Genomic DNA, 20,144 nt, shown 5'->3' on the forward strand with positions numbered 1-20,144 from the left:
TTATTTGTGGCTAAAGTTTCCAAAGTTCTCTCAAGTGTCGTACGGTGCAACTGGCACTTTTTGGGGAAGAAGTGTCGCAGAAAGACTGTTGTTGTTCGATGGACATTGCGTGACGCCGCTATTTTCGGGTGCCGGGCGTCGAAGTCGAACCGCATCAAGGAGAGCGGAACCGATTCGGCTCATGCTCACCGATGACGCCCCAGCGGCGTCATAGCTTCCTGCGCATTCCCTCCCCGCACGGATCGGCGACCCAGCGGGCCCGTGGCGAACACGCGAGGGAGAGTTATTTGTGAGGCAAGTAACACGTGGCGGACTCAGCCGTCGTGGCCCTTCCCGAGCGTCGGCCCGTCTGACACAGCTTGTAGTCGGTATCGGCATAGTCAGCGCACTGGTCGTCGGAACACCCGGCGTCGGTGCCGCAGTACCTCCGCCACCGCACAACCCCAGTGATTCCGAAATCGCTTCCGCAGATTCTCAGGTTTCGTCGAACGTCGGCACTGTCAGCGCACTGATCAACCAAGTTGCTGCAGCAAACGAACAATTGACGTCGCTTGACAACGAAGTTGCAATCAAACGCGAAGATGTCAACAAGACCCTGGTAGATCTGCAGAATGCACGAGGTGCCGCTGATACCGCGGCCCAGGCCGTCGGCGTCACCAAGCAAGCACTCAAGGACGCCGGGGCGCAGATCGACGTCGCGCAGACCGATTTCGACAAATACGCGCGATCGAGTTACGTCAAGGGCACCAACACGGCCTCGATCTCTTCCTTCCTCGACGCCAAGGGCCCGGGTGACGTCCTGGACCGCGCTCAGGTCCTCAAATTGCTCTCCAACACGCAGCGTGCCGTGCTCGACGGCTTGCAGCGTGCACGGACCGAGCAGGCCAACAAGGATTCCGAGACCCGTCAGGCCAAGCAGCAAGCCGATGCAGCCGCCGAGGTTGCCGCAAATTTGAAGGCCTTGGCCGAGCAGGCCATCGAGATTGCCCGCAACGCACTTGATCAGCAGGTTGCGAAGAAGGCTTCCATCGAAGCGAACCGCAACTCTGCACAAGCTCAGCTGGACGCCGCGCGCAATGCTGTTGTCGGGCTTCAAGGTCAGCGTCAGGCGTACGCAACGTGGGACGAGCAGCGTCGCGCCGAAGAAGCACACCAGGCCGCATTGGAAGCCGCAGCGAAGGAAGCTGCGGCGCAAGCTGCTGCCCGCGCTGCCGCCGATCAGGCCGCAAAGGACCGCGCTGCCGCTCTGGCCGCTGCTCAGCGTCCACACACCGCCGTCGAAGATCCGACTCCGACGGTCATCCCCGGCGACGATGACGAGGACACCACAACCGACACAGACACGTCGACTGACGAGGACACTCCGGTCGCCACGCCGAAACCCACCACCCCGAAGCCCACGCCGCCCACAACGACACCGAAGCCCAAGCCGACGCCGCCGGCTGTCGGTGGCAGTTCTGGAATCGAATCGGTCATCGACCGCGGAATGTCGCAGCTCGGTATTCAGTACGCGTGGGGCGGCGGCGACGAGAACGGGCCGACACGCGGAATCCGTGACGGCGGAGTGGCCGACAGTTACGGCGACTTCAACAAGATCGGGTTCGACTGCTCGGGTCTGATGATCTATGCCTTCGCGGGTGTCGGAATCTCATTGCCGCACTACACCGGCTACCAGTACACCGCGGGTACCCAGGTTCCGGCGTCGGAGATGAAACGCGGCGACATGATCTTCTACGGCCCCAACGCAAGTCAGCACGTGGCGCTCTACCTCGGTAACGGGCAGATGCTCGAAGCTCCGCAGTCCGGTTCCAGTGTCATGGTCTCGCCTGTTCGCTGGGGCGGTATGACGCCATATGCCGTGCGGTTGGTGTCGTGATCGCGACCAACAGCTGAGTCCTCGACGCCCCTGTTGTCTGGTTCGGTTGCCCGTGTCGACGTGGGGTTACGGCATCGCGGGCAACTACCTGGAATAGTTGGCGGGGAACGCGTTACTGTCGGAACTTTTCTAGGTGAAAGCGATGGATTCTTGGTGACCTCACGTGAAGATTCGATCGGATCGGTCGACGTAGACAAAGCGAGTGGAACTACTGGCGGGGTAGCGCCGTCTCTCGCTGCCGACGTGCAGACTTTGGAACGAGCGATCTACGAGGTCAAACGTGTCATCGTCGGTCAGGATCGTCTGGTCGAGCGGATACTCGTCGGCCTGTTGGCCAAGGGGCATGTGCTTCTCGAAGGTGTGCCCGGCGTGGCCAAGACGCTGGCCGTCGAAACCTTCGCGAAGGTGGTCGGCGGTTCCTTCTCTCGCGTGCAGTTCACTCCGGACCTCGTGCCTACCGACTTGATCGGTACTCGCATTTACCGTCAGGGACGTGAAGAGTTCGATACCGAACTCGGCCCCGTCGTCGCGAACTTCGTCCTTGCCGACGAAATCAACCGTGCGCCCGCCAAGGTGCAGTCGGCTTTGCTCGAGGTCATGGCTGAGCGCCACGTCTCCATCGGCGGCAAGCGTTACCACATGCCGGACCCATTTCTGGTGATGGCAACGCAAAACCCCATCGAGAACGAGGGCGTCTACCCGCTTCCCGAAGCGCAGCGTGACCGCTTCCTGTTCAAAATCCTGGTCGATTACCCGACGATCGAGGAAGAACGCGAAATCGTCTATCGGATGGGCGTCGCGGCACCGGAACCGCACCAGATCCTCGGACCCGAAGAATTGGTTCGCCTCCAACGCGTCGCGAGTAGCGTTTTTGTCCATCACGCGTTGGTCGACTACGTGGTTCGTGTCATCGCTGCCACCCGTACGCCCCGCGAGTTCGGTTTGGACGACGTCGCCGGTTGGATCGCGTACGGAGCATCGCCGCGTGCGACACTCGGCATCATCGCCGCCTCACGTGCACTCGCATTTGTTCGGGGCCGTGATTACGTTGTGCCCCAGGACGTCGTCGAGGTCATCCCGGACGTTTTGCGTCACCGCCTTGTGCTGTCCTACGACGCTTTGGCTGACGAAGTCACTCCCGACGCCGTCATCGCGCGGGTATTGCAGACTGTCGGTTTGCCACAGATCGCTGCACGCCCAGTGCCGACGGTGGCAGGACCGCAGCAACCCCAGCAGGGCGTGCCTGCACCGCAATTCACTCCGCCGGTCAGCGTCAACGGTCAGGGGAACGGCGCACCGGTCATGAGTCCTGATCCGATGAGTCGCCCGCAGTGACCGAAAGTCACCTTCCCGGACATGCGGGCGCACCGCCGTCGTTCGAGTCCGGTGAACTTCGTGATCCACGATTGACCGCAGCTTTGCGGACGCTCGAGTTGACGGTTCGTCGACGTCTTGACGGCGTATTGCACGGCGATCATCTCGGTCTGATCCCGGGGCCTGGTTCCGAACCTGGTGAGGCTCGCGAGTATCAGCCCGGTGACGATGTGCGGCAAATGGATTGGTCCGTCACGGCTCGTACGACGCATCCGCATGTGCGGCAGTCGGTGGCGGACCGGGAACTCGAGACATGGCTGGTGATCGACTTGTCCGCGAGCCTCGATTTCGGTACCGCGGGCTGTGAGAAGCGCGATTTGGTTGTTGCTGCCGCTGCTGCGGTGACCCATCTGACGAGTTCGGGTGGCAATCGCGTCGGAGCGATCATTTCCACGGGTGAACAGATGACGCGGATTCCGGCTCGTGGTGGTCGTGTTCATGCTCAGGCGATGCTTCGCAAGATCGCCACGACACCGCATGCTCCGGACGGGGTGCGCGGAGATTTGGTGGGCGCGATCGAGGCATTGCGTCGCCCACAGCGTCGTCGCGGGTTGGCAGTGGTGATCAGCGACTTCCTCGGACCCACGGATTGGGAACGACCGTTGCGCGCAATCTCCGGTCGCCACGACGTGCTCGGCGTCGAGGTTGTCGATCCGCGCGATCTCGAGTTGCCCGATGTCGGTGATGTGGTTTTGCATGATCCGGAGTCCGGCCGGACACGCGAGTTTTCGACTACTCCGCAGTTGCGTGCAGATTTTGCGCGCGCTGCGGCGGAGCATCGCGTCGAGGTTCAGCAGGCATTGCGCCGGTGTGGGGCACCGCTGATGTCGCTACATACCGATCGTGACTGGATCGCCGACGTTGTTCGATTCATCTCGGCTCGCCGCCACACGTATGGTGCCGGCGCCGGATCTGGGGGAGTTCGTTCGTGAGTCTTTCGCAATTCACTGCGCCGTGGTGGCTGCTGTTCCTGGCTGTTGTCATCGCGTTGGTGGTCGGTTACGTCGTTGTGCAGAAACAACGGCAGAAGCACACAATGAAGTTCACGAATTTTGCGCTTCTGGAGAAGGTGGCGCCGTCGCGTCCCGGCAGGTGGCGCCACGTTTCTGCCATCTTGATGGTGATCTCGTTGGTGTTCTTCACCGTGGCGTTGGCTGGTCCGACTGCAGACAAGAAGGTTCCGCGGAACCGCGCCACCGTGATCCTCGTGATCGACGTGTCTCTGTCGATGCAGGCCACCGACGTCGAACCGACTCGCCTTGCCGCGGCGCAAGAAGCCGCCAAGTCGTTTGCCGACGGTCTGACACCTGGCATCAATCTCGGGTTGGTCGCGTTTGCCGGCACGGCATCAGTCCTGGTGTCTCCCACGACAAATCGAGATGCAACCAAGATTGCCATCGACAACCTCAAGCTCAGTGAGCGGACGGCGACCGGCGAAGCGATCTTCACGTCGTTGCAGTCGATCGAGACGTTGGCTGCCGTCCTCGGTGGCAGTGATCAGGCGCCGCCGGCCCGAATCGTGCTGTTGTCCGACGGCAAGCAGACCGTCCCCGAAGGTGAGGACGACCCGCGTGGCGGATTCACCGCAGCCCGTCAGGCCAAGGACAAGGGCGTTCCGATCTCCACGATCTCGTTCGGCACGACGTACGGCCGTGTCGAGATCGAAGGTGATCGAATTCCGGTTCCCGTCGACGATGCGTCGCTCAAGGAAATCGCGAATCTGTCCGGCGGAAGTTTTTTCACAGCGTCGAGCCTCGAAGAGTTGCGCGACGTCTACGACACGCTCGAAGAGCAGATCGGTTTCGAGACCACTCGCGGCGATGCCAGCAAGCCGTGGCTGATCCTCGGAGTTTTGTTTGCCACTGCGGGTTTGATAGTCGCTCTGGTAACCCGCCAGCGACTGCCGTAGTCACGAACTGTTCCTCACTGTCCGTCAATTGCCGGTACTCGGCCCTCGCAGAATTGATAGGTTGATCGCCATGTCTACCCCCTCCACCCCTGTGGTGTCCGAACGGACCGTCACGACTCCGCGCTCAGTTCTCGTCACCGGCGGCAACCGCGGCATCGGCTTGGCTGTAGCTCAGCGCCTGGCAGCCGACGGGCACAAGGTAGCGGTCACGCACCGCGGATCCGGTGTCCCCGAAGGCCTGTTCGGCGTCGTCTGCGACGTCACCGATACCGAGTCGATCGACCGTGCATTCAAAGAGGTCGAGGCGCATCAGGGACCCGTCGAGGTCATCGTCGCCAACGCCGGAGTCACCGACGACACCTTGATCATGCGGATGAGCGAAGAGCAGTTCACCAGCGTCCTGGACGCGAACCTCACCGGCACGTTCCGCCTCTCCAAGCGTGCGACGCGTTCGATGCTACGTGCGCGTTTCGGCAGGTTCATCTTTCTCGGCTCCGTCGTCGGCATGGCCGGTCAAGCCGGCCAGGTCAACTACGCTGCGTCCAAAGCAGGCATCATCGGCATCGCGCGTTCACTGACGCGTGAACTGGGCTCCCGCTCGATCACCGCAAATGTTGTCGCTCCCGGCTTCATCGAGACGGATATGACGGCTGCTCTGGGCGACGACGTCAAGGACAAGGCCACCGAGTTCATCCCGCTGCAGCGCACTGGAAAGCCGGAAGACGTTGCGGCAGTAGTCAGTTTCCTCGCTTCCGATGATTCGGCTTACGTCTCGGGTGCGGTCATTCCTGTCGACGGCGGCTTGGGTATGGGTCACTAGCTATGCGGCACTAGCTCTGGCGTCTTCACACTTTCCATTCTTCGTTTCGTCTCACTTCAGGAGGACAACTCATGGGCGGTTTGCTCGAGGGTAAGACCATTCTTGTCACCGGCATCATCACCGATGCGTCTATCGCGTTCCACGTGGCCAAGGTCGCGCAGGAACAGGGTGCCAAGGTGCTGATCACGGGATTCGATCGTCTGCGCCTGATCGACCGCATCGCTCAGCGTCTGCCGCAGCCGGTGCCGCCCGCGATCTCTCTCGACGTTCAGAACCCCGAGGATCTCGCCACCCTGGCTGATCGCGTCCGCGAGTTGGCACCCGAGGGTATCGACGGTGTCGTCCATTCCATCGGCTTTGCACCCCGTTCGTGCCTGGGCAGTCCGTTCATGGATGCACCGTGGTCCGATGTGGCTGTGGCGCTGGAGGTTTCCGCCTACTCGTACAGTGCATTGGCCAAGGCCCTGATGCCGGTGCTCAACGACAACGGGTCCATCGTCGGCATGGATTTCGATCCGGCACGCGCGATGCCGTTCTACAACTGGATGGGCGTCTCCAAGGCCACTCTCGAGGCTGTCAACCGGTACGTGGCCAAGGAGGTCGGTGTGCGAGGCATTCGCTCCAACCTGGTGTCTTCCGGCCCGATCAAGACTCTCGCAGCCAAGGCTATCGCCGGCGACAGTACCGGCCCGGGTGCTGAGCTCGACAAGCTGAACACTGCGTGGGACGCCGCTGCACCCATCGGTTGGGATGTCGACGACCGCGAGCCCGTCGCCAAGACCGTGTGCACCGTTCTCTCGGATTGGCTGCCCGGTACCACCGCGTCGATCATCTACGTCGACGGTGGCTTCCACGCGATGGTTGGCTGATACAGGCAGTTTCTTTGGTTCGTCTTCGCTGGGATGTACTACTTCCCAGCGAAGACGAACCTCCTGCGCGATGTGTGGATCCTGGGACTACAGGGCGGGCAGTTTCTGATGCGTCGAGATTGCCAGCCTGTTCCAGACATTGATAGCTGAGACTGCCATCAACAGTCGGACTACCTGACTGTCGGTGTACGACGCCTTCACGCGTGCCCAGACCTCATCCGATACCCCACATTGCCCGATCAGCGTCACTTGTTCCGTGAATTCCAGGACGGCCTGCTCCGGCTCACTGAACCACGATTTCGCCTCCCGCCAGGCGGACACCACGTCCAGTCGACGTTGGTCTTCGCCGTCTTTTCGCGCCTCGGTGGCGTGCATGTCCAAGCAGTAGGCGCAGCCGTTGAGTTGTGAGGCGCGGATCTTGAGCAGATGGATGGTTTTGGGTTCGAGGTCGCCGGAGTGGATGTATTTTTCGATGGCGAGCATGCCTTTGTAGGCCTCGGGGTCCACCTCTTGGATGGATAGTCGCTGTGTGGAGTGCAATTGGCTCTCGGTGGTGCTCATATGTTCCTCCTCATGGCCGTTCAATCGCCATGGCTCGAGTACCCGGATTTCTCCCGGATAACGGCATCACGCAAGATTGAACACATGACCGCCAGTGTGGACACCTCGTTCGATGCTCTTCTCGTGTTGTCGTTCGGCGGTCCCGAGAAACCTGAAGACGTCAGGCCTTTCCTCGAAAATGTCACGCGTGGAAGGGGAGTACCGCCGGAGCGTCTCGACGCTGTGGTTGAGCACTACATGCATTTCGGTGGTGTCTCACCCATCAACGAGCTCAACCGAGACCTGATCGAGCGGGTTGAATCGGAACTGGCCAGTGCAGGGCTGGAATTGCCGATCTACTTCGGTAATCGCAATTGGCATCCCATGGTCGAGGACACTGTCGCAAAAATGCGCGACGACGGCATTCGCAACGCAGCAGTGTTTGCGACGTCGGCCTGGGGCGGTTACTCGGGGTGCCGTCAGTATCACGAGGACATTTCTCGCGCCCGGATTGCGGTCGGCGAGGGCGCGCCTACGCTCACGAAACTTCGCCAGTATTACGACCATCCGCTGTTCATCGGCGCTTTTGCCGACGGAGTGCGCGAAGCGCGAGCATCCTTGCCGGAAGCTACGCGCGATGGCGCTCGCTTGGTGTTCACCGCACATTCGGTGCCGATCGCTGCTGACAAGAATGCCGGACCGCCGGAACTCGGCGGCAACCTGTACAGCCGTCAAGTCGCGGAGGCTGCACGACTCGTCGCGCAGGCCGCGGGTGTCGACGATTTTGATCTGGTGTGGCAATCGCGATCTGGCCCGCCGCAGGTTCCGTGGCTTGATCCTGACATCTGCGATCACCTGGAAGTGTTGTCCACCAAGGACGTTCGCGCCGTGATCGTCTGTCCGGTCGGATTTGTATCCGACCACCTCGAAGTGGTGTGGGATCTCGATACCGAGGCCAAAGATAAAGCGGCAGAACTGGGTCTGGACTTTGTACGCGCTGCGACACCCGGCCGAGATCAGCGTTTTGCTCAGTTGGTGCCGACGCTTATCGCGGAGTTGGTGAACGGTGAAAGGCCTCTGCGACTGGGGAACGAGCCGTTGCTGGGCGGAACCACCAACGGTGTCTCCTGCGCAATCAACTGCTGCGCAACAGTGCAGAGGCCTTCTCGTTAAGCGTTGGGCTGCTTGAGCTTTCCGCACGGACCGGGCACCGTCGAGGTGCTGCGTGAAGTCAGGAGAGTCCTGACGATCTCCTGATCTTCGGCGCTCAGCGACTTGTCGATGTAGTTGAGGTGCGGCGCTCCCAGTTCGCGGACACGGCCCGCGAGGGTAGCGACAAACGACACCCTCTCTTCGTCGGCGCTGTTCGCTTCGTGGATCTGAAGGACGGAGACAGGGAACTTGCGCAGCGTGACGGGAAGGAAACGCGCGGCCAGAACATGGTCGACGTTGAATCCGGCCCAGACGCCCTGGTTTGCTTCGACGCATTCGATGTCGGAGTGGGCTGCACTCTCGCCGATGTACTTACGCGGCGGGACCAACTTCTTGGGTGCATGTTCCGAAGCGCCCTGTTGCAGGACGGGGTAATCGCCGTCGCTGTAGAGCCACGGCTGGCCCGCCATCGACAGGAGACGACGGGCGTCGAGGTCCGGGAGGTAGCGGGATTTGAGAAGGAAACCCACGCTGTCCACCGAGATGCCCAAGAATTCGGCAGCCTTCTGTCGGCTCATCGCGTATGTTGCCGGGACGGCTGGGTCGATCTGGATCAGGTTGACCATGCGAACTCCTGTAAGTGTTCAGTTATTGCGGTGTGTTGGTACAGCTGACATCACTAGTCGCCGATTATCAACCTCTAGCTAATTTTCGGCCTCTAGGTGAGTTTGATGTCACCCCGTACGTTCGCGTCGGTAGGTCGCTGGCGGTGTTCCGACGACGTGGGTGAAGGCGCGTGTCAGATGAGCCTGGTCGCTGAAGCCGAGTGAGTAGGCAAGCTCAGACCAATCGACCCGGTCACCGGAATGGGCGACACCGGCCACGTCGAGAATACGGAACCGTTGAATTACCCATTTTGGCCCGACGCCGACGTAGTCGGTGAATAACCGCTGCAAGGTGCGGAGACTGTAGCCGGCATGAGTCGCGAGTTGGTCGGCTCGGACTATGGCCTGGTTGTTGTGGGCTTCGGTAACCAGGGCGTTCACCTCGCGACTCTTGGGATCGGGAACTGGATTGGTCCGCAGGAGATACCGCTCGAAGGCGTTTCGTTCAGAATACGTGTCGCATTTGTTCAAGAAACCTCGTCTGTCAGGCACTTAGAGTTTTGGACATGAACTTCTCAGAGAGCGCGCAAGCCAAGTTTTCCATCGCGTCCTGGTCTGAATCCCTGGTCACGGACATCGACGGAACCGGGACGACTGCCGGCGACGCCTACTACCCAAAGCGCGGTGTTACCCAAGCTGCCGTGAGCTATTCGTACACCGGCGACCTCGAAGGAACCAGCACATTGGTCTATCTGATTGCCTACAAGGCGGATGCTGCTCCCGTTCTCGGACTCGAGCGGTTCGAGGGTTCGATCGGTGGACATGAGGGAACGTGCGTGTTTCAGCACATCGGTAGTCAAGATCAAGGAGCGGTGTCGGCGCGGGTAGAGGTAGTGCCGGGTCTGGGAACCGGGGGATTGGTCGACCTACGCGGCGTTGCAGAGCTGTCTATCGCCGGACACAGTGACGGTGGCTATCAGTTCGTTCTGTCCTACGAAATCGAGCGAAAGGAGTAACCGATTTGTCGCACTTGCAACGTCCGTCAATGGATACCATTTGGTCGCTTTGTGGCACTGTGGTTACCAACCTAGTTCGCGCAGTCGCGGATCCCCGATCCCGAAGTGGTGGCCGATTTCGTGGATCACCGTGCGTCGTACCTGCTCGATGACGTCGTCCTCGGTGTTGCAGATCGAACAGATCGAACGACGGTAGATCGTGATGCGATCCGGAAGCACACCCGCGTACGTCGTTGTTCGCTTGGTGAGGGGAATGCCTTGGTACAGGCCGAGCAATCCGGGCCGCCCCCCCTCGAGTTGGACGGTGACAGCAACATTGGCCATTTCGCGGCCTAATTTCGGCGGCAAACCATCCAAGGCTCGCTTGACCATCTCCTCGAACCGCGCGTCTTCCACTTCGATCATTAGCCCATTGTGCGGGTGCCAGGCGTTATTGGTGTGTCCATCTGGAAACAGTGCAGCGTACGGCTAAGTTGGTGGAGTGGCCGACGATCTGTACCAGCGTTACGAATTCACTTTCATCATTCCCTTGCTGACCCTCTCGCAGGAGCAGATGCTCGCAAACACCTTGGGAGGCAGGGTAGAAGAGCGCAAAGGCCTTCAACTGCTGACCCTCGCAGCAGAAGGCATGCGGGCTGCTACCACCGCGATCACTCTCGTCGACCAACTCGTCGGCGAAGGCGTAAGGCCGGAGCGGACCCATCCGGACCTAGTCTCGAGGCAGGACATCGCCGACCGAGCCGGAGTGACGAGGCAGGCAGTGGGGCAGTGGGTGCGCGGAGTAAGACAGGCGTCGACGCCCTTCCCTGTTCCCTACAACTCCGTGGCCGGAGGTATCTGGTTCTGGGGCGATGTTCTGGCGTGGCTGCGACCCCAGGGGTACGGGCAGGACACGGGCCTGCGCTACCCGACGTTGGACGAGCACATCCGAATCGACCGGCATATCGCGATCAATCACAAGCCGACCGGATAGCTGCTCTCCTGGCGGGGAGTCGTGCCTGACGCTCAGCCCAGAGCTACCGGCAGCAGGCCACGCGGAGTCTCTCGAGCGATCTGCTCGAGCGCCGAATCCAGCGTCGGAAACTTGAACTGAAATCCCGTGTCAGCGAGCACTCCCGGCTCGACCCATCGGCTCTTGAGTACAAGTTCAGTCTCGGTGCGGATGATCCGTGCGCCGAACTGCAACATCCAACTGGGTGTCGGCAACCCACGCCTTCGACCCAGTGTCGCCCGCACCTCACGCATCATTTCGTCATTGGTCACGGGGAAGGGCGTCGCGACGTTGACTGGACCAGCGATGTCCTGATGTTCGGCAATGTGGGTGATCGAGCGAACGACATCATCGATGTGCACCCAGCTGAACATCTGCCGGCCATCGCCCATTTTTCCGCCGAAGCCCATCCGAGCCAGATTGATGAGTGGGTTGATCGCCCCGCCGCCGGCGCCGAGCACGATCGACATACGTAGCGCCACCTTCCGTACAGGCGTGGGTGCATCGAAAAGTTCCTGTTCCCAGGCCCGGGCGACTGCGACGGAGAATCCTTTCCCCAGTTCACCGGACTTCTCGTCCATCGGCCGATCACGCGCGTCTCGATAGATCGTGCCGGTGCTGGCATTCACCCACAGTGAGGGCGGCTGCGACGTACGTGCCAGCGCGCGACCAAGTTGTGCTGTTGTTTCCACCCGCGATGAGAAGATCTCATCGGCATTGCGCTTGTTATACCGGCAGCTCACGGAGCGTCCGGCAAGGTTGACCACCAGATCTGCGCCGTTCAGAAGGTCGACGACCCCTTGCTCGTCGGACCAGACGGCATCGCTCGAGCCTCCCCGGCCGATGGTCCGGACCTCCATTCCGATCGCTTCGAGCGCATCACGGAGTTGCTGCCCGATGTAACCCGACGCTCCGCAAATAACGACGTGGTTCATGGCTTTGTAACCTGTTCTCTAGCAGTGGTATTGGCAATCAGCTTCGCGATGTCGCCGATCAGGCCACGGGCTACTGGCAATCGGGCGAGCTTGATTGCCTTCGCGACGACGGGGACAAGACCGTTGACCAGAGTGTGGGTACGCGTCTGACCAGGAGACGAGTCGGTAACCCAGTGCAAAGTTACGCCCAGATACGTCAGCCACAGCAGTGTGGGGAGCTGCGTTTCCAAGGATGGTGGCGTCCGTTGCTTCGAGGCTGTCAGAACCTGCCGCATCAGATCGATCGCCATGTCTCTCGCCTCGGTCGACTCGACTGAAAACGGGCTGGATCGGGATGTGGACGGTAGGGCAATCTGCAGGAATGAGCCGCCGAAGCCGTGATATGGACTCATGACATCCAGACCGGCGTGCAGAACGGTCTCGAGATTTTCCTCGAGCGAACCACCGTCGCGCAGGAGTGGAAGCGCCCGGTCACGGTGATCGCGCTGAATGACCACGTACAGCTCGTTGACGAGTTCGTCCTTGCCTGCGAAGTAGTAGTAGGCGTTACCGAGCGAGACGCCGGCCTCGGTCGCGATCCGGCGCATGGTCGTCGCCTGGAATCCGTCGTCCCGGAAGAGTCGTAGTGCCGTCTCGACCAGCTTTTCCCGTGTCTCGATCCCACGATCGCTCATGACGGCTCCCTCATTTGAACGTGTTCAATTTCAACATACGCCTGGGAGTTGAACACGTTCAATTGATGATCGCCGCCGCGCTCAGACAACTAGCAGCGACAGAGACTCGATTACGTTTCCATTGCGAATGGTGATGTTTATTCCTCGGGATATTGCCGAGTCGCGGGATAGTGGTTCACGACGGTAATCTGCTGAATCCGAGGAGACCTATGTTGGCACCAAAAGTATTGTCCGCGGGCCGAATTGCGGTCGTTTCCGCAGTAGTCGCGCTCGCAGCGGTGATCGGTTCGGGGTCAGGTGCCGCCGCTCCGGGGCCAGTTCAGGCCGGCGACACCTGGGCGGTAGCCGACGATGTCGCACGATGCGGCGTGGCACGCATCCCCATGACGGTGGGTCTGACCACTGGATGGCCGGGCGCTGAGGCGTACATCTTGCTGTCACCGGAGTTCTACGTACCTACGGAACTGCAGGGTGCTCCGCATCAACTGACGTCATGCTTGATTCCGGTCACCGTGAATTGGGAAAATCTCGATACGGGCGGGTCTGGCAGTCGAACGGTGTATCCGATGGACAGCCGCCCAGATCGCTACCAATCCTCAGGCAACGCGGCCACTGTCGCGTCAGGCGTCGGACGCGTCCGATTCTGGTTGAGCACCGCCACTCCCCACATCTCCGCACCCCCGATCGAAGCTGTCATCGTGCTTTGAGTGAATGGGCTTCACAGTTGGCTCGCGAGGATGTCGAGAACGGCCTAGCGGCTCCGTTCCAGGGGTAGACGCGGCAACTAGGGCCGCACACACCAAGGAGATCAGCATGACAAAGTACCTGCTACTCAAGCATTACCGCGGCGCTCCCCAGGCCGTCAACGATGTCCCGATGGACCAATGGACACCGGGCGAAATTGAGGACCACATGAAATACATGTCCGATTTCGCCACGCGACTCGAGACTACGGGCGAGTTCGTCGACGGCCAGGCACTCTCGCCCCAGGGCACGTTCGTCCGTTACGACGGGGAGGGTCGGCCGCCGGTCACTGACGGACCCTTCGCGGAGACCAAGGACCTGATCGCCGGCTGGATGGTCATCGACGTTGACACCTACGAGCGGGCACTCGAGCTCGCAGGCGAGCTGTCAGCCGCCCCCGGAGCGGGCGGCAAGCCGATTCACGAGTGGCTCGAGATTCGCCCGTTCCTGACTGCACCTCCGACGGTCACCGAGTGACCCGGCCGGCCAGGGCAGATCGAGTAATGGACGAAATGCTGCTGCGGGAGCTGACTCCCGCAGTGATCGGTATCCTCGTGCGCCGCGGAGTTGATTTCGCGACGGCCGAGGACGCCGTGCAGGAAGCACTCATCCAGGCCGTGCTGACCTGGCCGGACCGACCGCCGTCCGACCCGAAGGGATGGTTAGTCACGGTTGCTTGGCGGAAGTTTCTCGACGCCCATCGCTCCGAGGCATCCCGCCGCAACCGTGAACGGCTACTCGACCTCGAGCCAGCACCCGGACCGACAGAGACTGCCGACGACACGTTGCACCTCTTCTTCCTCTGCGCTCATCCGTCATTGACTCCAGCCTCCGCGGTAGCAATCACGCTGCGCGCGGTCGGGGGATTGACGACGAGGCAGATCGCCCAGGCCTACCTCGTCCCGGAGGCAACAATGGCGCAGAGGATCAGCCGGGCCAAACGCACGGTCCGTGACGTGCGGTTTGATCAGCCCGGTGACCTGGCCACCGTGCTTCGGGTGCTCTACCTGGTCTTCAACGAGGGCTACACCGGTGACGTCGACCTGTCGGCCGAAGCGATTCGGCTGACCCGGCAGTTGGCGGGATCGTCGCGCTCGCGGGGGACGGTGGTCGGTGACGAGGAAATCGTGGGACTGCTGGCGCTCATGCTATTGCACCATGCTCGGCGCGCGGCACGAACCAGGCCCGACGGCAGTCTGGTGCCCCTCGCCGAGCAGGACCGTTCTTTGTGGAACACCGAACTCATCGCCGAAGGCGTCGACATCCTGCAGGCAGCCCTGGCTCATGACCGACTCGGCGAGTTCCAGGCCCAAGCCGCTATCGCCGCGCTGCATGCCGACGCGCCGCGTGCCGAGGAGACTGACTGGGTGCAGATCGTCGGCTGGTACGACGAGTTGCTTCGGCTCACGGGCAGTCCGGTAGTGCAACTCAACCGGGCTGTCGCGATCGGTGAGGCCGATGGCCCCGTCGCAGGTCTTGCTGCTCTCGCTGTCGTGAACCCTGACCTGCCCCGTTACATCGCAGCCTCGGCGTACCTCCACGAGAAAGCGGGTGACCTTCTCATCGCGGCGCAGTTGTATGCAGATGCCGCCCGATCTGCCCCCAACCTTGCCGAACGTCATCACCTCACCCGACAGGCCGCGCGGATCAGTCAAGCGCTACGGGAGTGAGACACCCGCCGCACTGAAAGCTAATTTTGCGGGTACCCGTCAAACGAAACTCCTATCAACCGGAGCGACGATGACGACAGGCCCGAACAACAGCAGCCCGGCGGAGCGACGTGCGACGCCGGACCATCAAGTCGACGTAGTCGTGGTCGGCGGTGGACCGGCAGGCATGACGGTAGCGGGAGATCTTGCGCGCCTTGGCCGTTCGGTAGCGGTATTGGAGCGGTGGCCGACGATCAACCCGTCCAGTCGCGCTTTTGCGACAATGGCGCGCACGCTGGAGATGTTCGACGCCCGCCGACTGGCCGACCAACTACTTGCGACGAGCACGACCACCCCCGGCGTGAAGCTGTTCAACCGCGCGAAGCTGGACCTTACCCACCTGCGATCTCGCTACCAGTTCGCGATGATCACTCCGCAGACAAACGTCGACCAGGCTCTCGAGCGCTACGCAGCAGAGCAGGGCGCGGACATTCGCCGCGGTATCGAAGTTGTCGACCTTGCTCAGGATGGCTCGGGTGTCACTCTTGCCGCTCGGCACCGAGGCGACGACAACCTTGGCTCAAACGTGACGTGGCGAGCCACGTACGTCGTCGGGGCTGACGGCGCGCACAGCACAGTCCGCGACCTGGTCGGGCTCGAGTTCCCGGGTAAATCCGTACTGTCGTCGGTGGTTCTTGCCGACGTCAAGGTGACGGGCGGCCCGCACAATAGCGGCTTGACCTTGGGGGATACACCGAACGAGTTCGGATTTCTTGCTCCCTACGGACGTGAGGATGAGAGCGGTTCCTGGTATCGCTCGATGACCTGGGATCGACATCATCAGGTACCCGATACCGATCCGGTGTCCGAGGCCGAGATCGTGCGTGTGCTGAACCTGGCCATGGGACATGACGTGGGTGTCATCGAGGTGGGGTGGCATTCGCGCTTCCACTGCGATGAGCGTCAGGTCCGCGACTATCGCGTCGGCAGAGTCTTCCTTGCGGGAGACGCCGCGCACGTGCACTCGCCGATGGGTGCGCAGGGAATGAATACCGGCATTCAAGATGGCGTCAACCTGGCGTGGAAGCTCGGAGCGGTTCTTGCCGGTGCGGACGATTCCATCCTGGATACCTATCAGCGGGAACGGTATCCGATCGGTAAGCGAGTGCTTATGCAGTCGGGGCTGATGATGCGCAGCGTCATTGTGCACGCGCGCCCTGCCAGGGTCATGCGTAATCTGCTCGCGTCGATAGTGCTGTCGATCCCGAAGTTGCGCGACCTCATCGCCGGTAGTTTCGCCGGCACCGAACTGCGCTATCCGTCCGCGGCCGGGGAGAGCAAGGTGGTCGGAACTCGTGCCACGGAGGTTCCGCTCTACGAGGGTCGGCTAACCGAACTGCAAAGGCGCCCAGGGTTTGTCCTCATCCGCGAGCGCGACAATATTTCGACGATAGACAACGGAGGAACAGAGTTCCTCATCCAAGCGCGACGGACGGACGTCGGACCGGCGCTACTCGTCCGGCCCGACGGATACGTTGCTTGGGTTGGTTCCTCGACGTCAGTGTCGGGAAAGGAAGGATGGCGCACAGTCTTGTTTCAGTGGACCGGAGAATCTTCGTAATTGATTGTCCCAGTTACTCTTTCGATCGAACTTGATTAGTCGGCAGCTGGTCTTTCATCTCGGGGAGGTCTGCAGCCACCACACCCCCGCGCACTTCTACTGGAGCTTCGGCCCTCCAGTCGAATCGCCTGTGGCCCGCGGCTGGGACGTTGCGGTGCTGGAGAACGGAAGAATCAGCAGCGTCTACGGCTTCTTTCGCTAGAGATTCCTGACCTCTATCTGGCAGTCTTACTCCGTGGCCTGCACGTATGTCGCGTTCGGTTTTCCTGTGTTCGTCAAGGTTTTCTCGTTGATCAGGTCGCTCAGTGCGAAGGCGCCGTAGTTCGCCAATCGTTGTGCCGAACTGGGTGTTCGACCGTGAGCTGTTACCAGCATTCCGGCGATCTCCGACGCATTGGTGATGCTCAGATCCGATTCGTAGTCTGCCCCGGAACCGCCGTAGGTTTCGGCGACTCGATCGGCGACCTCCCGTACATCTTCGGTGGTGAAACGCATTCGAATAGAAATGCCCGTCGACGAGTCCTGTTCATTTTCTGGCCACGGTGTGAATGGGCTACCAGGGCTGAACGCGACGACAGCCGTCCTCGAGAAATCCGTTGTTCTCGTCCACCACAGACCTCCGACTACCGCCAGCACCACAGCAAGAACGATCAGGGTGCGATTGCGCCAGGCGAAGGATCTCATCTGTCAGTTGTACCGGCTGACGTGTTGATAGTTGCATTTTCGAGCCGTCGGCTACTGATTGCGGGCGCGATGCCGACGGACGGCCGAACGGTTTGCGCAGCGAACCGAGCAATAGCGTTGGCGGCCATTGCGAGTGACGTCGACAACGACGTTCTGGCACAGGTCACCGGGAGCGTCTCCCGCGGCGCATCTGCCGAGTCGGTGCATGCCTCGAGTGCTGAGGTGCAGTGCGGTCCCGACGCTGATGACGGCGAGCAGCACGTGTGAAAGTGTCTGGTTGTGGTCGCGGTAGTGCAGATGCCACCCTTCGTCGTTGTGGTCTGTGAGCCGCGGATACGCAGCGGCTGATGCCATATGGTTGTTGAGCAAGCCAGCCCGTTCTTGGGGATCACGTGCGTCGACGACCGTCAGCCAGGCGTCAATGACCGCGCGGGTTACCGCATGGTCGTCGACGGTGGAGTGGGGGAAGTCCATGGTCATCCCCAAGTCGCGCGTCCGCTCGACGATGCCCTCCCGGTCGGATGGCCAGTCGTTGGCCAGAGATGCGGCAAGCAGGACGGCATACTCGCCGTAAGGGTTTAGATGCATATAGCCATTACATCATTGTTGGGGCGCGATGATTCTTTGTTCAGTGCGTTGGGATGATTCCATCCCGGTCGGCTACAAAGATCGAGTGTTGTCACCGTGTTAGGCCTTTCCGACAGAATTCGCCTGGATGCGGAGCGGTCACGGAAAGCGCAATTCGGTGGCCACGAGCGACGGCCGGATGTTTCATGCTCCAGGATTCTCTGCCGGGGAACAGGGTCGGTTCGTGGCTTTGCAACGTCGTCTCTCCCGGCAGCAGAAGGGTTCGGCGAACCGGGACCGTACGAAAGCGAAGTTGGGGCGGTTGCGGCTGCGGCTGGCCGATCGCCGTGGTGATTGGATCGAGCAGACCACTACCGCCCTCGCGGACGCGTACTCGGCGGCGGCGGCGGTCGAGGATTTGCCGATCCGGAACATGACCCGGCGGGCGAAACCGAAACCGGATCCCGACAACGCCGGGGTGTTTCTGCCGAGCGGTGGGCGGGCGAAGTCCGGTTTGAATCGGGCGATCCTTGCCTCGTGTTGGGGGAAGTTCGCGCAACGTCTCGACCACAAGATGTCAGTCACCGAGGTTCCGGCCGCGCACACGTCCCAGGAGTGCTCGAAGTGTGGTCATATCTGTCCGGAGAATCGCGAGAGTCAAGCGGTTTTCCGGTGTCAGGGCTGCGGTTTTGAGCATCATGCGGATATCAATGCTGCGATCAACATTCGTGATCGTGGGTTCAATTTCGAATATCAACCCGGGGCATTTTGGGGGATCGGGTGTGTCAGTCACGCAAGCGTGCCGCACCAACCGTCTCGGTAGCGTGAGCTATCGGGGAATCCTCGTCCGTGAGGGCGGGGAGGATGTCAACTGGTGTGCATCGACATGGATCAGACGAGGCGACGGTCGAATGCGAGAGTTGAGGTCCCAGTCGCGATATCGACTGTGTAGGTCCGCAACCGGACCTCGTCGGCGTTCAGATCCATCACCATGAACCCGACGTCGGTGAAGTTTTGAAAGAGGGTGCGGCGATCGTCGGCCCGAGGCCCGGTCTTACCGTGGCTGTTCTTCGCGGTCGCGCCAGAGACGATCTGCCGGGTGCCCTTCGACTCGATAGTCGGCTCGAGTACCTGCATCGAATGATCGTGGCCCGAAAGGATCAACTGGCAACGGCCAACTACATGTTCTTCGAAGAACCGTTTGGCGTGCACGCCGTTCATCGGTTCGATCGGGATGCCGTCGTACTCGCCGGCATCACCGTGTGATCCGTTGCTCAGGTACGGATGGTGGGTACACGCGATCTTCCACTTTGCCGGCGATGCGTCGATCGCCGCGTCCAGCCATGCGCGTTGCTCATTCATGTACTGCCCGTCCACTGCCCAATAGTGCACAAACAGCGGCGGCAGATACGCTGCGAGCGGATTGAGATCCAGAACGAAGAACTCGACGACCGGATTTTCCTCCGGCACGCGCACCGAGTAGTACCGGCTCGGCATCCACCAACGGCGGGAGCGAGAGTGGTAGGCCACCTCGTCGTCCCCTCGCAACAACCATCCACCGTCGCCCGGAAAAACAGCAGTGTTGTCATGATTGCCCAACGCCATCGCCCACGGAAAATCGAGACCGTGGTTCGGATCCTCGAATTTCGCGGCAAACTGACCGTCGTCGACTCCGTTGGGGCCGAGCTCGTAAATGTTGTCGCCGAGCCCCAGCGCCATCGAGAGCGTTTCGCGGGTATGTAGTTCTCTGATCGCATCAGCAACCGCCCATTGTGCAGGCGTACCAGTGCCGGCATCCCCGGTGAGGAGCACTCGAAGATCGTTGTCGGTGGGAAACGGGAACTTGCCGTTGTCGGCGGCGGCATTGTTGAAATCGGTGGCGTTCGCGGTTCCCGACGCCATCGCTGCCACGGGTATCGCTGCTCCCGTGACGGCGGCACGTGCCAAGAATTTGCGGCGATCTATCGGGTTGGACTCCATCACAGGCCTTTGGTCGATTCGGTTCGGTGCGTTCGCAAGCAAACCCCTATATGGACGACCGTTCAACTCGAAAGGCCGGGCCAATGACGACGTTAACCTGCCGTTCACTCTGTTGTCTTTTGTTTCCGGCACTTTAGC

22 protein-coding genes and 1 pseudogene are annotated in these 20,144 nt (G+C 61.1%); 14 read left to right on the plus strand and 9 right to left on the minus strand.

Annotated elements, in window-relative coordinates; genetic code table 11:
- Positions 1–289 precede the first annotated feature (289 nt).
- From MTX36_RS22360 to inhA, 6 genes are all read left to right on the plus strand, one after another.
- On the plus strand, positions 290–1,876 hold the full coding sequence (locus MTX36_RS22360) for an NlpC/P60 family protein (protein WP_374230519.1): 1,587 nt from the start codon (positions 290–292) through the stop codon (positions 1,874–1,876).
- A gap of 153 nt (positions 1,877–2,029) precedes the next feature.
- On the plus strand, positions 2,030–3,211 hold the full coding sequence (locus MTX36_RS22365; RefSeq protein ID WP_374230520.1) for an AAA family ATPase: 1,182 nt from the start codon (positions 2,030–2,032) through the stop codon (positions 3,209–3,211).
- Positions 3,208–4,182 carry a DUF58 domain-containing protein gene (locus tag MTX36_RS22370; protein ID WP_243621844.1) on the plus strand — a complete coding sequence of 325 codons (975 nt, stop codon included), beginning with the start codon at positions 3,208–3,210 and terminating at the stop codon, positions 4,180–4,182. Before MTX36_RS22365 ends, MTX36_RS22370 begins: the two co-directional genes overlap by 4 nt.
- Positions 4,179–5,159, plus strand: coding sequence for a VWA domain-containing protein (locus MTX36_RS22375; RefSeq protein WP_243621845.1), 981 nt, complete (start codon positions 4,179–4,181; stop codon positions 5,157–5,159). Before MTX36_RS22370 ends, MTX36_RS22375 begins: the two co-directional genes overlap by 4 nt.
- A 70-nt stretch (positions 5,160–5,229) precedes the next feature.
- Positions 5,230–5,979, plus strand: coding sequence for a 3-oxoacyl-ACP reductase FabG1 (gene fabG1 / locus MTX36_RS22380; RefSeq protein ID WP_094272842.1), 750 nt, complete (start codon positions 5,230–5,232; stop codon positions 5,977–5,979).
- Between the two features lie 71 nt (positions 5,980–6,050).
- On the plus strand, positions 6,051–6,848 hold the full coding sequence (inhA, locus tag MTX36_RS22385; protein ID WP_243621846.1) for an NADH-dependent enoyl-ACP reductase InhA: 798 nt from the start codon (positions 6,051–6,053) through the stop codon (positions 6,846–6,848).
- 87 nt (positions 6,849–6,935) lie between these two features.
- Here the strand turns inward: inhA and MTX36_RS22390 are convergent, their stop codons facing one another.
- Complete coding sequence (locus MTX36_RS22390) at positions 6,936–7,409, minus strand: carboxymuconolactone decarboxylase family protein (RefSeq protein WP_243621847.1); 474 nt, start codon at positions 7,407–7,409, stop codon at positions 6,936–6,938.
- Positions 7,410–7,493: 84 nt separating this feature from the next.
- Here MTX36_RS22390 and MTX36_RS22395 point away from each other — a divergent pair, with 84 nt between their 5' ends.
- On the plus strand, positions 7,494–8,561 hold the full coding sequence (locus MTX36_RS22395) for a ferrochelatase (RefSeq protein WP_243621848.1): 1,068 nt from the start codon (positions 7,494–7,496) through the stop codon (positions 8,559–8,561).
- On the opposite strand, the gene MTX36_RS22400 is transcribed toward MTX36_RS22395, so the two are convergent.
- Positions 8,558–9,166: a transcriptional regulator gene (locus MTX36_RS22400; RefSeq protein WP_094272846.1), complete on the minus strand. Its 609-nt coding sequence runs from the start codon at positions 9,164–9,166 to the stop codon at positions 8,558–8,560. The two genes, MTX36_RS22395 and MTX36_RS22400, sit on opposite strands and share 4 nt — an antisense overlap.
- A 108-nt stretch (positions 9,167–9,274) precedes the next feature.
- Positions 9,275–9,646: pseudogene (locus MTX36_RS22405) on the minus strand (helix-turn-helix domain-containing protein); the annotation flags it as partial.
- A 65-nt stretch (positions 9,647–9,711) separates the two neighbouring features.
- Here MTX36_RS22405 and MTX36_RS22410 point away from each other — a divergent pair.
- Complete coding sequence (locus MTX36_RS22410; RefSeq protein WP_243621849.1) at positions 9,712–10,161, plus strand: DUF3224 domain-containing protein; 450 nt, start codon at positions 9,712–9,714, stop codon at positions 10,159–10,161.
- Between the two features lie 63 nt (positions 10,162–10,224).
- Here the strand turns inward: MTX36_RS22410 and MTX36_RS22415 are convergent, their stop codons facing one another.
- Positions 10,225–10,566 carry a metallopeptidase family protein gene (locus tag MTX36_RS22415; RefSeq protein ID WP_243621850.1) on the minus strand — a complete coding sequence of 114 codons (342 nt, stop codon included), beginning with the start codon at positions 10,564–10,566 and terminating at the stop codon, positions 10,225–10,227.
- Positions 10,567–10,642: 76 nt separating this feature from the next.
- Between MTX36_RS22415 and MTX36_RS22420 the strand changes: the two genes are divergently transcribed.
- A complete protein-coding gene (locus MTX36_RS22420; RefSeq protein WP_243621851.1) occupies positions 10,643–11,134 on the plus strand; it encodes a helix-turn-helix transcriptional regulator in 492 nt (163 codons plus the stop codon).
- 32 nt (positions 11,135–11,166) lie between these two features.
- Here MTX36_RS22420 and MTX36_RS22425 read toward each other — a convergent pair whose 3' ends face one another.
- On the minus strand, positions 11,167–12,087 hold the full coding sequence (locus MTX36_RS22425; RefSeq protein WP_243621852.1) for a TIGR01777 family oxidoreductase: 921 nt from the start codon (positions 12,085–12,087) through the stop codon (positions 11,167–11,169).
- The gene (locus MTX36_RS22430) at positions 12,084–12,761 is read right to left on the minus strand and encodes a TetR family transcriptional regulator (RefSeq protein WP_243621853.1); all 678 of its coding nucleotides are present in this window, start codon (positions 12,759–12,761) and stop codon (positions 12,084–12,086) included. Before MTX36_RS22430 ends, MTX36_RS22425 begins: the two co-directional genes overlap by 4 nt.
- A gap of 209 nt (positions 12,762–12,970) precedes the next feature.
- Between MTX36_RS22430 and MTX36_RS22435 the strand changes: the two genes are divergently transcribed.
- The 4 genes from MTX36_RS22435 to MTX36_RS22450 all read left to right on the plus strand — a co-directional run bounded on the left by MTX36_RS22435 (position 12,971) and on the right by MTX36_RS22450 (position 16,775).
- Positions 12,971–13,468, plus strand: coding sequence for a hypothetical protein (locus MTX36_RS22435; protein WP_243621854.1), 498 nt, complete (start codon positions 12,971–12,973; stop codon positions 13,466–13,468).
- A gap of 106 nt (positions 13,469–13,574) precedes the next feature.
- Positions 13,575–13,982 carry a YciI family protein gene (locus MTX36_RS22440; protein ID WP_243621855.1) on the plus strand — a complete coding sequence of 136 codons (408 nt, stop codon included), beginning with the start codon at positions 13,575–13,577 and terminating at the stop codon, positions 13,980–13,982.
- A 26-nt stretch (positions 13,983–14,008) separates the two neighbouring features.
- A complete protein-coding gene (locus MTX36_RS22445; protein ID WP_243621856.1) occupies positions 14,009–15,175 on the plus strand; it encodes an RNA polymerase sigma factor in 1,167 nt (388 codons plus the stop codon).
- Positions 15,176–15,245: 70 nt separating this feature from the next.
- Positions 15,246–16,775, plus strand: coding sequence for an FAD-dependent monooxygenase (locus tag MTX36_RS22450; RefSeq protein ID WP_243621857.1), 1,530 nt, complete (start codon positions 15,246–15,248; stop codon positions 16,773–16,775).
- 228 nt (positions 16,776–17,003) lie between these two features.
- On the opposite strand, the gene MTX36_RS22455 is transcribed toward MTX36_RS22450, so the two are convergent.
- Both MTX36_RS22455 and MTX36_RS22460 read right to left on the minus strand, forming a co-directional pair.
- On the minus strand, positions 17,004–17,459 hold the full coding sequence (locus MTX36_RS22455; protein ID WP_243621858.1) for a hypothetical protein: 456 nt from the start codon (positions 17,457–17,459) through the stop codon (positions 17,004–17,006).
- 51 nt (positions 17,460–17,510) lie between these two features.
- A complete protein-coding gene (locus MTX36_RS22460) occupies positions 17,511–18,047 on the minus strand; it encodes a CGNR zinc finger domain-containing protein (protein WP_243621859.1) in 537 nt (178 codons plus the stop codon).
- Between the two features lie 127 nt (positions 18,048–18,174).
- On the opposite strand from MTX36_RS22460, the gene MTX36_RS30605 reads away from it, so the two are divergent.
- Entirely contained in the window at positions 18,175–18,849 is a 675-nt protein-coding gene (locus MTX36_RS30605; RefSeq protein WP_374230521.1) for an RNA-guided endonuclease InsQ/TnpB family protein, read from the plus strand.
- 68 nt (positions 18,850–18,917) lie between these two features.
- Here MTX36_RS30605 and MTX36_RS22465 read toward each other — a convergent pair whose 3' ends face one another.
- Positions 18,918–20,009, minus strand: coding sequence for a metallophosphoesterase (locus MTX36_RS22465; protein ID WP_243621860.1), 1,092 nt, complete (start codon positions 20,007–20,009; stop codon positions 18,918–18,920).
- Positions 20,010–20,144: the final 135 nt, after the last annotated feature.

This window comes from Rhodococcus sp. ARC_M6 (genome assembly GCF_022810305.1).
Taxonomy (GTDB): Bacteria; Actinomycetota; Actinomycetes; order Mycobacteriales; family Mycobacteriaceae; genus Rhodococcus_F.